Below are 12938 nucleotides of genomic sequence, written 5' to 3' on the forward strand. Positions count from 1 at the left end.
ACGAGGTCACGCGGAATTGTGGCCGCTCTCTCGCTGGCCATTCTCGCCCTCGCCCACGCAAGCCACGCGCTTGCCGCGCAGCCCGCCGGCCATGCCTCGGGCATGGGCGGTTCGGCCGAGGGGCTGTTCGTCGCCGAGATCGTTCTTCTCCTGCTGGTCGGCCGTGGCCTTGGCGAAATCTTCCAGCGTTATGGCCAGCCGGCGATCATGGGCCAGCTGATCGGCGGCATCCTGCTCGGCCCGTCGCTGTTCGGGTGGATATGGCCCGACGCGCAGCACCTGATCTTTTCCAACGACCCGTCGCAGAAAAGCATGATCGATGCCGTCTCGCAGCTCGGCATTCTGCTGCTCCTGCTGCTCACCGGCATGGAGACGGACCTGCGCCTCGTACGGCGGGTGGGCGCGGCCTGTTTCTCGATCTCGATCACCGGCGTCGTCGTGCCTTTTGCCTGCGGCTTCGCGCTGGCGCAGGTCCTGCCGGATACGCTTCTGCCGGAGCCGACCGAGCGCATCGTCGCCGGACTGTTCCTCGGCACCGCGCTGTCGATCTCCTCGGTCAAGATCGTCGCCATGGTCGTGCGCGAAATGAACTTCATGCGCCGCAATCTCGGCCAGATCATCATCTCCTCCGCCATCATCGAGGACACGATCGGTTGGCTGATCATCGCCGTCACCTTCGGCATCGCCACCAATGGCAGCGTGCAGGTGCTGCCACTGCTGCTGACGGTGGCCGAAGTGGCGCTGTTCATGGTGTTCTCCTTCACCATCGGCCGCCGCCTGGTGTTCACGCTGATCCGCTGGAGCAACGACTCCTTCCGCAGCGAATACGCCGTCATATCGGTCATCCTCATCATCATGGGCGTGATGGCGCTGATCACCAACCTGATCGGCGTGCACACCGTGCTCGGCGCCTTCGTCGCCGGCATACTGGTGGGAGAATCGCCGATCCTGTCCCAGCATATCGAGGGCCAGCTGCGCGGCGTCATAACCGCGCTCTTCATGCCGGTCTTCTTCGGCATGGCCGGCCTGTCGGCGGACCTGACCGTGCTTGCCGACCCGACGCTGGCGCTGCTGACGCTGGCGCTGGTGCTGATCGCCAGCATCGGCAAATTCTCGGGCGCCTTCCTCGGCGGCCGGCTGGCCGGCATGTCGCTGAAGGAGGCGATCGCCGTTGGCAGCGCCATGAACGCGCGCGGCTCGACCGAGGTCATCGTCGCCTCGATCGGCCTCTCGATGAACATCCTCTCCCACAACCTGTTCACCATGATCGTCACCATGGCCGTCATCACCACGCTGGCCATGCCGCCGATGCTGCGCTGGGCGCTCGGCCGGCTGCCGGTCGGCAATGCGGAAAAGCAGCGTGTCGACCGCGAACTGCTCGACGAACGCGGCTTCGTCTCGAAGCTGGAGCGGTTGCTGCTGCTCGTCGACGACAGCCCGGTCGGCAAGTTCACCGCCTATCTCGCCGGTCTCGTCGGCGGCGGCAGCGGCATGCCGACCACGCTGCTCCACCTCGAGGGCGGCAAGCTGCCCAGGCCTGCCGGCGTCAAAGGTCCGGAGCGCGCCTCCAAGGAGGTCAAGAAGGGCGCGGCCAGAAGCGCCAGGGCCGTCAGCAAGGCCGAGGACACCCCGGTCGACAAGGTCCACCTCACGGCCCGCACCGAACTTGAAGCCACCACCGAGACGATCGCCGCGGAAGCCCGCAAGGGCTACGGCCTCCTGCTGGTCGGACTGGACGACGCGCTGACCGACAAAGGCACCTTCAGCGGCACGCTGAACGATATCACCAGCGGCTTCGACGGCCCGCTCTGCCTGGTGCTGAATGGCGCCAAGTCCAGCGGCAAGATGCCGTTGCTGCGCGCCGGCGCGACCATTCTGGTGCCCGTCAACGGCACCGAGGTGGCGCGGCGCGCGGCCGATTTCGCGCTCGCGCTGGCGCGGCCGCAGCGGGCTCGCGTGAAAGTCCTCTATGTCCCGCAGGCCCGCAAGGGCAGCCCGCCAAGCTCGGTTTCGCACCGCCGCGAGGAGGCCGTGCTCAAGGATGTCGCCGATCTCGCCGACCGCTATGGCGTCGCCGTCGAGACCGCCATCAGGACCCGCGCCACGCCGGACAAGGCGATCGCCAGGGAGGCGGCCAAGGGCGCCGCCATGGTGGTGATGGGTGTCACCCAGCGGCCGGGCGAAGAGCTGTTCTTCGGCGACACGGCCACCGCCGTGCTTGGCGCCGCCGGCTGTCCGGTCGTGCTTCTGGCCACCGATCGCGTCAAGCGGGCGGAAACCGGCGCCGAAGAGGCGGCAACCGAGACCGGCAGCTGATGCCCTTTTCGCCGTGACCCGGCTCGCCGAACCGCTGTCAGCGTTTACACGCAATTGCGGACGGAAAACCGCTTCGCAGTTTTCGGCATCATCCTGCTAAAGGCCGAAGAACTGCCGTCCGATCATGTAGCCCAGCGCCGCCACGACCAGCGGGAACAGCGCCGGGGCCAACCTGCTGAAGAAGGAAATCTTCGTGTCCCTGGGCGGCACGTAGCGCGCATTGCCGAGATTCTTGGTCATTGCCACCTCTCGATCGATTAATTAGCGAATGCTTATTTACGACATGGCCGCCTTAACGAGTCGCAAAGAAATTCGGTCGAATAGCCGGCTTTGGCCCTTTCAGGTTAAAGCACCGAAGGAAATCGGCAGGTATCGGGAACCGAATGGCCTGTGCCGGGTTTTGGCCAATGGGGAGTTGCCTGTCCATTGTCTAGCCGAAGCGCCGAACCAGGCGAGCTGGGTTAACGCACGGTTACGCTCGCCTCGGTCTTGGCGTCGAGTTCGGTCGCGCAGCGACGGTATCCGACATATTAGCCAGTATCGATCGACTCTCGAACCAACGCCGGCCGATCCACGGGACTTCATGCCGCAATCAAGCACCACGACCGCAGGCGATCGTCAACTTGCTTTCCTGTCGGGCGGCGGCGAGCTCGGCCGCCTGATCGCCGCCTTCGACTGGGCCTCGACCTCGATCGGGCCGCTCGAGGGCTGGCCGCAGAGCCTCAAGACGGCGGTATCGCTGATCCTGCGTTCCAACGTGCCGATCGTGATGCTGTGGGGCGAGGACGGCGTCATGATCTACAATGACGGCTATTCGCAATTCGCCGGCGGCCGCCATCCGCGCTTGCTCGGCTCGAAGGTGCGCGAAGGCTGGCCCGAGGTGGCCGACTTCAACGACAACATCATGAAGGTGTGCCTGGGCGGCGGCACGCTCGCCTATCGCGCACAGGAACTGACGCTGAACCGCACCGGCAGGCCCGAACAGGTCTGGCTCGATCTCGACTATTCGCCGATTCTCGACGAGAGCGGCGAGCCGGCCGGCGTCGTCGCCATCGTCATCGAGACGACCGCCAGGGTCGCCGTCGAACGCTGGCGCGCCGGCGAGCGCGACCGCCAGCGCCAGATGTTCGAGCAGGCGCCCGGCTTCATGGCCATGCTGACCGGCCCCCAGCATGTCGTCGAGCTGACCAATGCCGCCTACATGCAGCTTGTCGGCCACCGCGACATCATCGGCCTGCCGGTCCGGCAGGCCTTGCCCGAGATAGAAGGCCAGGGCTTTTTCGAATTGCTCGACCGGGTGTACTCCTCCGGCGAGGCATTCATCGGCTATGCGCTCAGGGCCGAGCTGCAGCGCACGCCAGGCGCGAGGATCGAAGACCGCTTCATCGACCTCGTCTACCAGCCGGTGCGCAACCCGGCCGGCGACGTGTTCGGCATCTTCGTGCAGGGCGTCGACGTCACCGACCGCCTGATCGCCGAACAGGCCCTGCGCCAGAGCGAGACCCAGTTTCGCACCTTCGCCGAGGCGATGCCGAACCACGTCTGGACGGCGACGCCGCAAGGGCTTCTCGACTGGTTCAACCCGCGCGTCTACGACTATTCGGGCGCCAAGCCGGGCGCGCTTGACGGTCACGGCTGGGGCGACATCGTACACCCCGACGACGTCGTTGCCGCCGCGCAAAAGTGGCAACAGGGCCTGGCGTCAGGCGCTTTCTACGAGACGGAGTTCCGGCTGCGCCGGCACGACGGCGTCTACCGCTGGTTCATCGCGCGCGCGGTGCCGATCCGCGACACCGATGGCGCCATCCTGCGCTGGATCGGCACCAACACCGATATCGACGACCAGAAGCAGGTGGCGCAGGCGCTGCTGCAAAGCGAGCGCCGCCTGCAGCTGTCGCAGAATGCGGCGGGCATCGCCGCGCTCGAACTCGACATCGCCACCGGCACCGTGGTCGGCTCCGAGGGGTTCTGGGGCCTCTGGGGACTCTCGCCGCGCGACAGCGTCCATATCAGCGTGCTGGAAAATATCGTCATCCCGGAAGACAAGGATGTCCGCTCCACCCCCCAGACGCGCATGCAAGGCACGGCCACGCCGGCCGTGGAGTACCGCATCAGGCGGCCCGACACCGGCGAGTTGCGCTGGCTGTCGCGCCACATCGATTTCGTCCGTGACGAGACCGGCAAGCCCATCAAGATGTTCGGCGTCATGCAGGATGTCACCGACCGGCGCGAGGCGCAGGCGCGGCAGGAACTGCTGACCCACGAACTCGAGCACCGCATCAAGAACATCCTGGCGATGGTCGCCGCCATCGCCTCGCAAACCCTGCGCAACACCGATATCGCCACCGCGAGCGCCACCTTCAACGAGCGCCTGCGCGCGCTGGCCAACGCCCACGACATCCTGAACAAGACCCGCTGGACCAGCGCCTCCATCCGCGAAGTGGTCGACAACACCATCGCCGCCTTCCCGGTTGGCCAGATCTCGGTGTCCGGCCCTGCTCTGCCGATCAACCCGAAGATGGCGCTGACGCTGGCGCTCGCCGTCAACGAGCTTGCCACCAACGCGCTGAAATACGGCGCCCTGTCGACGGCCCAGGGCAAGGTGGACATCGAATGGTCGCTGCGGCCGTCGAAGGACGAGCCCGACGACACCAGGCTGATCTGGCGCTGGCGCGAAAGCGGCGGCCCGCCGGTGACGCCGCCCAGCCGGCGCGGCTTCGGCCGCTTCCTGATCGAGCGCGTGTTCGGCACCGACTTCGGCGGCGCCGTCGAGATCGACTACCGACCCGATGGCGTCGAATGCGTGTTGAACGCACCGGCGCCGCAGTTGCCGACAGCACCTTACTGACGACATGGAGCATGCCATGACCAGTCAGCCCCCCGTCACCGTCCTTGTCGTCGAAGACGAAGCTTTTCTGCTGTTCGCCATCGCCGACGAACTGCGCGACGTCGGCTTCGACGTGCTGGAGGCGAGCAACGCCGACCAGGCGATCCGCGTGCTGGAGAGCCGGCAGGACATAAGCATCCTGTTCACCGACATCGACATGCCGGGTTCGATGGATGGCCTGCGCCTGTCGGCCGCCGTGCGCGACCGCTGGCCGCCGGTCAAGATCATCATCACCTCGGGCAAGCAGCAGCCGGCCCGCGACGCGATGCCGAGCGGCGGCGTCTTCCTGCCCAAGCCCTACGCGCCGGCAGCCGTCGCCGCCACCATCAACGGCCTGCTTGCTTAGGCGCCTTCGCGCCTCACATAGCGCCGTGTTCGAAGGCAGCGATCACCACTAAAGACAAGCCGCCCGCGCTTCGGCTAGAGTTTCGCCGGGAGCGATACCAAAGTGGGGAGCATCGAGATGAGCGAAGTGGGTTCGACGCCGGCCGGGCAGCCGAGGCCGCCCAATCCAAGGCAACTCGCCGAGATCGCCAGTTACCACGCCCATGTCTATTATGACGGGCAGGCCGAGCGCCGGCACGCCGAATGGCTGCGCCAGCGCATCGCCGAACGCTTCAGCGTGCGCCTGGGCAACTGGCATGACAAACCGGTCGGCCCGCACGGGCAGGCCATGTACCAGATCTCCTTCGCCCCCGAAATCTTCGCCACGCTGGTGCCCTGGCTGATGCTGAACCACCAGGGCCTGAGCATCCTCATCCACCCCAACACCACCAACCCGAAGCGCGACCATCTGGTCGACCCGATCTGGATCGGCCGGACGCTTGAGGTGCATGGCGAAGTGCTTGGCGAGGAGGACGAGGCGGAAGAGGCGCTGGAGGTGAACACGCAGCCGACGCTGGAGGCGTGAGTGCCCGCGACGGGGACGCCGTCCGGCCCTCGCGCGGGTTTGATGGTCCCATGGGAAATGACAGGATGAAACCCTTGCCCGCCGATACTCTGGCCGCCGATACTTTGGCCGCCGATACCTTGCCCTATCTGTCTTCGGCGTATCTCGACCGCCTGTCGATCTCCACGGCCGACATGGTCGACGAGATCGAACGCCAGATCGTCGGCCAAAGGCGCGGCGAGGTCTGGTGCGCGCCGAAGGCGGTCGTGCTGCCGGGCGACGACCGCTACATCATGGCCACGCTCGGCGTCGCCTCCACGCCGCCGGTGCTGGCCACCAAGTCGCTGGTCGTCAACCCCCGTAACGCCGAGCGCGGACTGGCCACCATCAACTCGCTGATCACGCTGCTCGACGCCGAGACCGGCCTGCCGCTCGCCCTGGTCGACGGCAATTGGGTGACGGAGAAACGCACCGCCGCCTTGAGCGCCGTCGCCGCCAGGCGCATGGCGGCAAGCGAGGCGTCGTCCATCGCCTTCATCGGCTGCGGCGTGCAGGCGCGCGGCCACCTCGAAGCCTTCGCCGACCTCTTCCCCCTGCGCGAAATCCGCGCCTACGGCCGCGGCACCGCCAACCGCGACGCGCTGTGCCGCCTGGCGCAATCGCGCGGACTGCGGGCCGTGCCATGCGACACCGCAAGGGCGGCCGTCGAAGGCGCCGACATGGTGGTGACGTCGGTGCCCCTGGTCCCCAGGCCCACCCCCTTCCTCGACGCCAACTGGCTGAAGCCCGGCAGCTTCACCGTGATGACCGACCAGGCCCTGCCCTGGCTACCCGAGACGATGCCCCGCTTCGACCGCATCATCGTCGACGACCTGGAGCAGGAGAGGAACATGGCCAAACCGATGGTCGATCCGGCGATGGTCGCCGGAGATTTGACGGGGCTGGTTTGTGGGGACTTTGCGGGGCGGAAGAGCCCGGAGGAGACGACGGCGTTTGTTTTTCGAGGGCTGGCTGTGGGGGATTTGGCGGTGGCCGCCCTTGCTTATGGCCGCGCGCAGGCGGCGGTGTGGGTTGGAGCGTAAAGCGGGAGAGCGCGAAGCGGTGTTGGGTTCGGGATTGCGTCGGGGCAAACCGAGCGGCGCCGAATGGCTGCGCCCCCCGAACGTTTCCGCGTGCGCCTCGGCAATTGGCACGGCAAAACAGCCGCACGGGCGGAGAAGCAAAGCTAGCTGGTGAGTTGGACAGCCCCTACGGCGAGAAAGCGGTTGTCCGGAAAGCCGATCGTTTTCAGGTAGCTGTTTCCCGCGAACCCCAGGATAGTGCTTTTCAGCCCTAGCCATTCGGCAACTAGGCAAAGTGTTGCGCCCAATGACCCTGAATCTCGCCAAGCCAGGCTTTCTCCGTTTTGGTATGCTGCATCTATTTTCCGGATGTCAGCGATCAGTCGCAGGGTGCACCCGGTGGTCCTCCCCAGAACCGCCTGTACGTCCTTGCAGTTCTGCTTGTACGCTTCGGTGGCGGAGGCGATCAGCGCGAATGCATGACGAGCCGGAAGGTAGATTCGCGGACTGAGGTCGCCATAGTTCATCTGGCATATTATCTGGACCGCATGAAGCCCGCCCGCTGATGGTGCCCTACGCCACTCAATTGGAATACCTGCTCTGCCGATACCTCGATTGTGAATGGTTCTGCAGCCGTACCAGAGCAGCTTCTCAACATCGGACCAGCTCACCGCCGAGCCGACCCGCGAGCGTCGGCTTTCCAACACTTCGTGGAAAAGCTTGCCATCAACAGTTCGCGGAACTTGCAGCGCCTCGATGATTGCGCCCGCAGGTAACCATGCGCTCCAGCCGCTCGGGGCTGCGTGTGGTACCGGTTCGTCAGTGAGGAGTCCAGCCAAGTGCAGACCATGTGTTGTAATGTTTGAGGCAACCCCTACACCGCCCGCAAGCGTAGTTGCCGACGTGGCACGAATGAGCCCAGGCAAGGATATCCTGGTCGATGCCCGAGTCCTTTACCAGTTCGACGGCGTTCAGCTTGATCGCGGGCGCTTCGACAACGATACCCCCTTCCTGCAGAGCCATGAGGTCCGAGATTCCCTCCACGAACTCCGCTCGGCCATCGGCGTGAACTTTGTCCGTGGCCAGGGCGCCAATCAGTAGGCGCGGCACCCCGCTTCGCACTGCCGCCATCCCCGCCAATGTTATCAGCAGTTGATTCCGAAACGGCCACCACTCCGAGACCGGCGCGACCGCCGATGGATCGGTGCCAGCCATATCGCCGGATCCGAGCTTGGAGCAGTCCACGCGAATGATTTCATGAGCGATGTTGAGAAGTCGGGCAACATGCCCAGCAGCCTCAATCTCGGCGTCAGCAGCCTTTTGACCGTAGTCAATAGTAATGGCGACATCCGGTCTTTTCCACCATGCAATGCTGACGGAATCCATTCCACCGGATAAGAGCAACGCCGTCTTCAAGAAGGAAGACTCCAGATCGCCTTGTAGACGGCGGTGACGAAATCCTTCGCGATAATTGCACCAGATCCAACGAACATTTTCAGGTCTTCTTCCTTCTCATTCTCGGCCAACGCGACGATCGGAATCCCCTTTTTCTTCGCATATCCCGCTTCAAACACCGTGCCAGGATCCATGCCATTAAGAATAGCAAAAAGGACGTCACAACTCTCCAATCCCAATAGATCCGCTGGCGCGACGACATCCGCCTTGCCTGGCCCGATCTCATGAATCGGAGAGAACACCTTTGCGCCAGCATCAATCAGCGCGAGACGTGTCTCTTCGACAAGCCAACGCTGCCCGAGATCAAAGAATGGTGCAGCTAGGTAGATACGTCCTTTGCCTGCCTTGATCGGCGTCGCCCCAGTGGCTCTCAACCCAGCAGCGTTGGGAGGCGGAAGCGTCCGCTCATTGCAGTACCAGGCAGTTGCGCGCGATGCCAAGTCAGCGGCCTGTACGGCATCCATCCCCTGTATGGCCCAAAACCCCGCAAACATCGAAGAAAAGACGTCACCTGAGCCAAGCTTCCAAACAGTGTCAGAAGAGTAGAGCGGCACTGGGTGCTCGGCGCTATGCGTAAGTACAAGAGCACCCATCGCGCCCATCTTCAAGACAACGATTTCCGCATCATCGTGCTCGAATAGCCAGTCGGCACCGACCCTTGGGTCGTCGCTCCCGGTGATGGATAGCAACTCCAATCGATTCAGCACCACACCAAGCCTTGCCGCCGACGAGCCGTTTTCTCGAAACGGCTTTGCTTGAAACGCGGATTGCGGATCGTATACGGCTACCTTTGCTGTTACGACGGCGTCGGCTTCCATCATTCCATAGCGGATAACGACATCATTCTCGACTGTGAGAGTCGGGAGTTTTCTCAAGATCGCGGGCGGCGGCGTTATAAACGGCACGGCTAACGTATGGACATAGTCGAAGATTATCGGCTGCTCCGTCTCAACCAGATCAAGCTCTACATCAGCAAGCGACGCCTCGAACGCGATCCTGTCTTGCAACTTTTCGTTGGCGTAGCCATGCAAGCGCACGCGTCCGCTTGCCAGTTGCGCGATAGCCAGAGCCGCGCGACCAGCCGAGCCATACACCCGATCCCAGACCGGTTGCAGACAGCGCTCGTGATACACGCCCCCTACTACAGTTATATCGCGGCTCAAACGGGAGCCACCCTGACGATGAAAACACCACCAGCGATCGACAGGATCTCAGCCTTGTAAGTCACAGCCTGCTGTACGATGCAATTGATCACTTGCAGGTATCCGAAAAATGTAAGTGAACCGCCAATACTGCCTTTAGAGTCCATCACCGCTAGGGTAGAGGAGCTTCCCGTTGGAACCACCAGGACATCCAAGACGTCACCGACATTTAGTGGTCCTAAAACGGAAGGCTTTGGGCTGTTAATCGGAGCTTCGTAGCTTCTGCTGCACTGGTCGAATCCATCATCGACGACAGGCCCCAGATCGTCGCGACCACCACCACCGCCACCGCCGCTCATCGTTCGCCTCCCGCTTGATGCGAGTAGACTAAAGCGCGATTCTGACAATTCATCAATCTCTGAATCAACCGCGGATGAACGCTTCGCATGATTTTCCACATTACAGCGTCAAGTATTGACGCTCGCACGCCTGCCGCAGAGCTGAAATCAAGGTATTTTCTCTCCAAGCCGAAATAGTCCGTGGCCGGATTTGCATTGGCGGGAAATATGCCGATATGGCAGCAGGCGCGAATGATGTGAACGTCTAGTATTGCGACGTTGTCGCTTCGGCGTCGGTTGCGCACCACCCATGACGCTGTTTTGGGACCAACACCCGGCAAGTGGCACAGTCTGTCGCGTAGCTCTCGATCAGCAAGTGACCCTTCATCAAGATTCGACAGGCCGGAAAGGCATCCGTGTAGATAGCGGGCACGTTGCTTGGCGAAACGGTAGCGCACGGTTCTTCCGCGAACCGACAAAGGTTCGGAGAGCAATGCCTCAGCCTCGGCAAGCGATAGTCCCGTGCCATTCCTTTGTAGATAGGCGCGAACCCGATCGTACGCAGCAAGGCCGACTTCCGCCGGCGCTCCATGTCCGCCAAGCAGGCAGGCCAGCACCTCTTCGATTAGCGTCTCTCCAAGCCCCGTCTCGCTCTTCTGAGCATTCATCGTCTCCATCCACACCTGAGTTGCCCAGAATGCCGGAGTGAATACCGCCGCGAAATTTCCCCACGGTACCGACGGCACAACCTCTGCATCAGCCTCTGGAAGGTGCAGGAATACCGGTTTCCCGTCCCTCAGCGATATCACCTGTTGCATCTTTCGAATCCGAATTGTATTCATGTTATTCATATTAAGTTATGGTGGAAATGACAAGCACGGACCCCATGATCCTGGATGAAGTTCGAGACGCGATGGGCCGATTTCGGATCAGCCAAGCCAAGCTCGCATCTTCGTGCGGATACACGCAATCCTACGTTAGTAAGATATTGAATAATCGCGCAAAACTTACGGAAAATCTGGAACGAGAGTTTGTCTTGTGGCTGTCTCGCTTACCCTCAAAGAATGAGATTTCAAGTGAGGAGGTGGAAACCATAATTCGCCGCCTGGCGGGAGCGAAGCCCAAGCAAAGAATGCATATTATGCATATTCTTCGAGGCCTTGTGGAGATGTCCTGACGAATGATGCCTTCGCAGGTTTATTGGCTGTAATGGGGCGACGTCTTTCCACACCTAAAAGCCTCAACCGCTGGCCCAGATCGAACGAAAGGCGCTAAGGTGAATAGGTACACCTTCTCGAAATTCTCGTGATGGGCGGACAGAACGAACCGACTGGCATGCCAAACCACCGATCGAGTGACATGAATCAATCACAGTCAGCGTTTCGCAAGGACGTTGGACTCGCGCGTCTTGCAGATGACTTCAATGTCGCACAGTTCGTCAGTTTCGCGCCGGGCTCAGATGGCCCAGTCCAACAATTCGCCCGTATCGCCGACCTGCCGCCAGATCATCGGTTCAAAAGCCTGGAGGAGGCTGTTGTCGCGATGTTCGCGAAAAGCGTCGAGGGAACGCTAAATGTCCGATCCTTCAATGAGAATCAGCCTCAAAGCGCCGAGTTTCTGTACGGCCTCTCCTCGCCCGATGACGTGATAGCTGCTGTCTCGCGTCTTTCTGCTGACGGCTGGCATACAATCGTAAATGAGACGATCGACGTTGGCGACGGCGGCGTATCTGGGGTTATCCTTGGCAATGTCGTGGAGTTCGGTCCCGACGTCACGCCGAGGGGCGTGGAGAAAGCTGGATTTGCCGCCTTGCCCGCTTTGTGGGCGCAGCACATGTTCCAGATCGTCTATGGGTTCGTTCCTGACTTTGCCGCCGCACGTAATGCCCGGCTAGAATTCAGCCTGCATCCAAGACCTCGCGGCTATCGCCGCGCACACGTCATCTATTGGGAGTTCGGCCAGCAGGAGCTTCCACATGCTTCGGACATTCATCTCCGATGGCCGAACGGGTTCTCTCAGATGATTGGAGACAAGACCTATGGTCTCCTCATTGGCCATCTTGCCGGTGCGCCGGTTCCTCGGACGACCGTGATCTCGCGGCGCGTTGCGCCATTCACGTTCGGCGAAAGCACCGGCTCCGGCGAAGTTTGGACACGAACATGTCCGAGGGAGCAGATGCCCGGCCGCTTCACCACGGCTCGCGGCTGGCACGATCCGTTCAAATTGCTGAGTTCCGAAGATCCTGACCACCGGTTCATCGCTGCCGTCCTGTGCCAGGAAGGCGTGGCCGCTGAATGGTCAGGTGCGGCACTTGTCGATGCTGATGGCGAGTTGCAGGTCGAAGGCATTGCCGGCACCGGCGATGTGTTCATGCTCGGCGAGGTTCCGCCCTCACCATTGCCAGCGCAAGTTTTTGAAGCCGTTGAAACGCTCTATCAACGACTCTCAGATCAACTGGGACCTGTCAGGTTTGAATGGGTCTACGACGGAGCAACCGCGTGGCTGGTGCAACTGCACAAAGGGCGCAGCGTTTCGTCGGGATCGACTATCGTTCCAGGTAATGCCGTGATGTGGAAAGTTTTTGATGTTCGTCTGGGATTGGACGCGCTACGTAAAGCCATCGAGTTGATTCCTGCGGGTCATGGCCTTCTGCTGGAGGGGGAAGTAGGTCTGACAAGTCACATCGCCGACGTCGTCAGAAAAGCATCTGTCCCGACGCGGCTGAGGATAGATCGCGGCATGAAGACCGATTGACCCAGGCGGAAAATCGGAACATAATGAGAACATCCAAGGCCTCATAGTATAAACAAGAAACAACGCGAAGGATTGAACGATGGTTTTGACCTCTCT

12 protein-coding genes are annotated in these 12938 nt (G+C 62.0%); 6 read left to right on the forward strand and 6 right to left on the reverse strand.

The genetic code is table 11. From position 1 onward, the window contains the following. The first annotated feature begins 102 nt into the window (after positions 1 to 102). Positions 103 to 2316: a cation:proton antiporter gene (locus LB556_RS27345; protein ID WP_224570742.1), complete on the forward strand. Its 2214-nt coding sequence runs from the start codon at positions 103 to 105 to the stop codon at positions 2314 to 2316. Positions 2317 to 2412: 96 nt separating this feature from the next. Here the strand turns inward: LB556_RS27345 and LB556_RS27350 are convergent, their stop codons facing one another. Then, complete coding sequence (locus tag LB556_RS27350) at positions 2413 to 2556, reverse strand: hypothetical protein (RefSeq protein ID WP_224570691.1); 144 nt, start codon at positions 2554 to 2556, stop codon at positions 2413 to 2415. A gap of 343 nt (positions 2557 to 2899) precedes the next feature. On the opposite strand from LB556_RS27350, the gene LB556_RS27355 reads away from it, so the two are divergent. From LB556_RS27355 to LB556_RS27370, 4 genes are all read left to right on the forward strand, one after another. Beyond that, positions 2900 to 5164, forward strand: coding sequence for a PAS domain S-box protein (locus LB556_RS27355; RefSeq protein ID WP_224570692.1), 2265 nt, complete (start codon positions 2900 to 2902; stop codon positions 5162 to 5164). Between the two features lie 16 nt (positions 5165 to 5180). After that, positions 5181 to 5549 (forward strand): response regulator, encoded by a 369-nt coding sequence (locus LB556_RS27360; RefSeq protein ID WP_224570693.1) that lies wholly within the window; start codon positions 5181 to 5183, stop codon positions 5547 to 5549. 117 nt (positions 5550 to 5666) lie between these two features. After that, positions 5667 to 6113: a DOPA 4,5-dioxygenase family protein gene (locus tag LB556_RS27365; RefSeq protein WP_224570694.1), complete on the forward strand. Its 447-nt coding sequence runs from the start codon at positions 5667 to 5669 to the stop codon at positions 6111 to 6113. A gap of 65 nt (positions 6114 to 6178) precedes the next feature. Further along, entirely contained in the window at positions 6179 to 7174 is a 996-nt protein-coding gene (locus LB556_RS27370; protein ID WP_224570695.1) for an ornithine cyclodeaminase family protein, read from the forward strand. Between the two features lie 143 nt (positions 7175 to 7317). Here LB556_RS27370 and LB556_RS27375 read toward each other — a convergent pair whose 3' ends face one another. The 5 genes from LB556_RS27375 to LB556_RS27395 form a co-directional block, all read right to left on the reverse strand. After that, on the reverse strand, positions 7318 to 7992 hold the full coding sequence (locus LB556_RS27375; RefSeq protein WP_224570696.1) for a hypothetical protein: 675 nt from the start codon (positions 7990 to 7992) through the stop codon (positions 7318 to 7320). Further along, complete coding sequence (locus LB556_RS27380; RefSeq protein WP_224570697.1) at positions 7973 to 8569, reverse strand: 7-cyano-7-deazaguanine synthase; 597 nt, start codon at positions 8567 to 8569, stop codon at positions 7973 to 7975. The genes LB556_RS27375 and LB556_RS27380 overlap by 20 nt, the downstream gene beginning before the upstream one ends. Continuing rightward, positions 8566 to 9645: a PfkB family carbohydrate kinase gene (locus LB556_RS27385; protein ID WP_224570743.1), complete on the reverse strand. Its 1080-nt coding sequence runs from the start codon at positions 9643 to 9645 to the stop codon at positions 8566 to 8568. Before LB556_RS27385 ends, LB556_RS27380 begins: the two co-directional genes overlap by 4 nt. Before the next feature lie 122 nt (positions 9646 to 9767). After that, positions 9768 to 10109 (reverse strand): hypothetical protein, encoded by a 342-nt coding sequence (locus LB556_RS27390; protein WP_224570698.1) that lies wholly within the window; start codon positions 10107 to 10109, stop codon positions 9768 to 9770. Continuing rightward, complete coding sequence (locus LB556_RS27395) at positions 10106 to 10906, reverse strand: endonuclease III domain-containing protein (protein ID WP_224570699.1); 801 nt, start codon at positions 10904 to 10906, stop codon at positions 10106 to 10108. The genes LB556_RS27390 and LB556_RS27395 overlap by 4 nt, the downstream gene beginning before the upstream one ends. A gap of 490 nt (positions 10907 to 11396) precedes the next feature. Here LB556_RS27395 and LB556_RS27400 point away from each other — a divergent pair, with 490 nt between their 5' ends. Further along, on the forward strand, positions 11397 to 12842 hold the full coding sequence (locus LB556_RS27400; protein WP_224570700.1) for a hypothetical protein: 1446 nt from the start codon (positions 11397 to 11399) through the stop codon (positions 12840 to 12842). Positions 12843 to 12938 lie beyond the last annotated feature (96 nt).

This window comes from Mesorhizobium sp. ES1-4 (assembly GCF_020164745.1).
Classification (GTDB): Bacteria; Pseudomonadota; Alphaproteobacteria; order Rhizobiales; family Rhizobiaceae; genus Mesorhizobium.

Bases quoted from the DNA above. Each gene is read 5' to 3' on its own strand.
- LB556_RS27345 (WP_224570742.1), top strand. From the start codon at position 103: ATGGGCGGTTCGGCCGAGGGGCTGTTCGTCGCCGAGATCGTTCTTCTC.
- LB556_RS27350 (WP_224570691.1), bottom strand. From the start codon at position 2,556: ATGACCAAGAATCTCGGCAATGCGCGCTACGTGCCGCCCAGGGACACG.
- LB556_RS27355 (WP_224570692.1), top strand. From the start codon at position 2,900: ATGCCGCAATCAAGCACCACGACCGCAGGCGATCGTCAACTTGCTTTC.
- LB556_RS27360 (WP_224570693.1), top strand. From the start codon at position 5,181: ATGACCAGTCAGCCCCCCGTCACCGTCCTTGTCGTCGAAGACGAAGCT.
- LB556_RS27365 (WP_224570694.1), top strand. From the start codon at position 5,667: ATGAGCGAAGTGGGTTCGACGCCGGCCGGGCAGCCGAGGCCGCCCAAT.
- LB556_RS27370 (WP_224570695.1), top strand. From the start codon at position 6,179: ATGAAACCCTTGCCCGCCGATACTCTGGCCGCCGATACTTTGGCCGCC.
- LB556_RS27390 (WP_224570698.1), bottom strand. From the start codon at position 10,109: ATGAGCGGCGGTGGCGGTGGTGGTGGTCGCGACGATCTGGGGCCTGTC.
- LB556_RS27395 (WP_224570699.1), bottom strand. From the start codon at position 10,906: ATGCAACAGGTGATATCGCTGAGGGACGGGAAACCGGTATTCCTGCAC.
- LB556_RS27400 (WP_224570700.1), top strand. From the start codon at position 11,397: ATGGGCGGACAGAACGAACCGACTGGCATGCCAAACCACCGATCGAGT.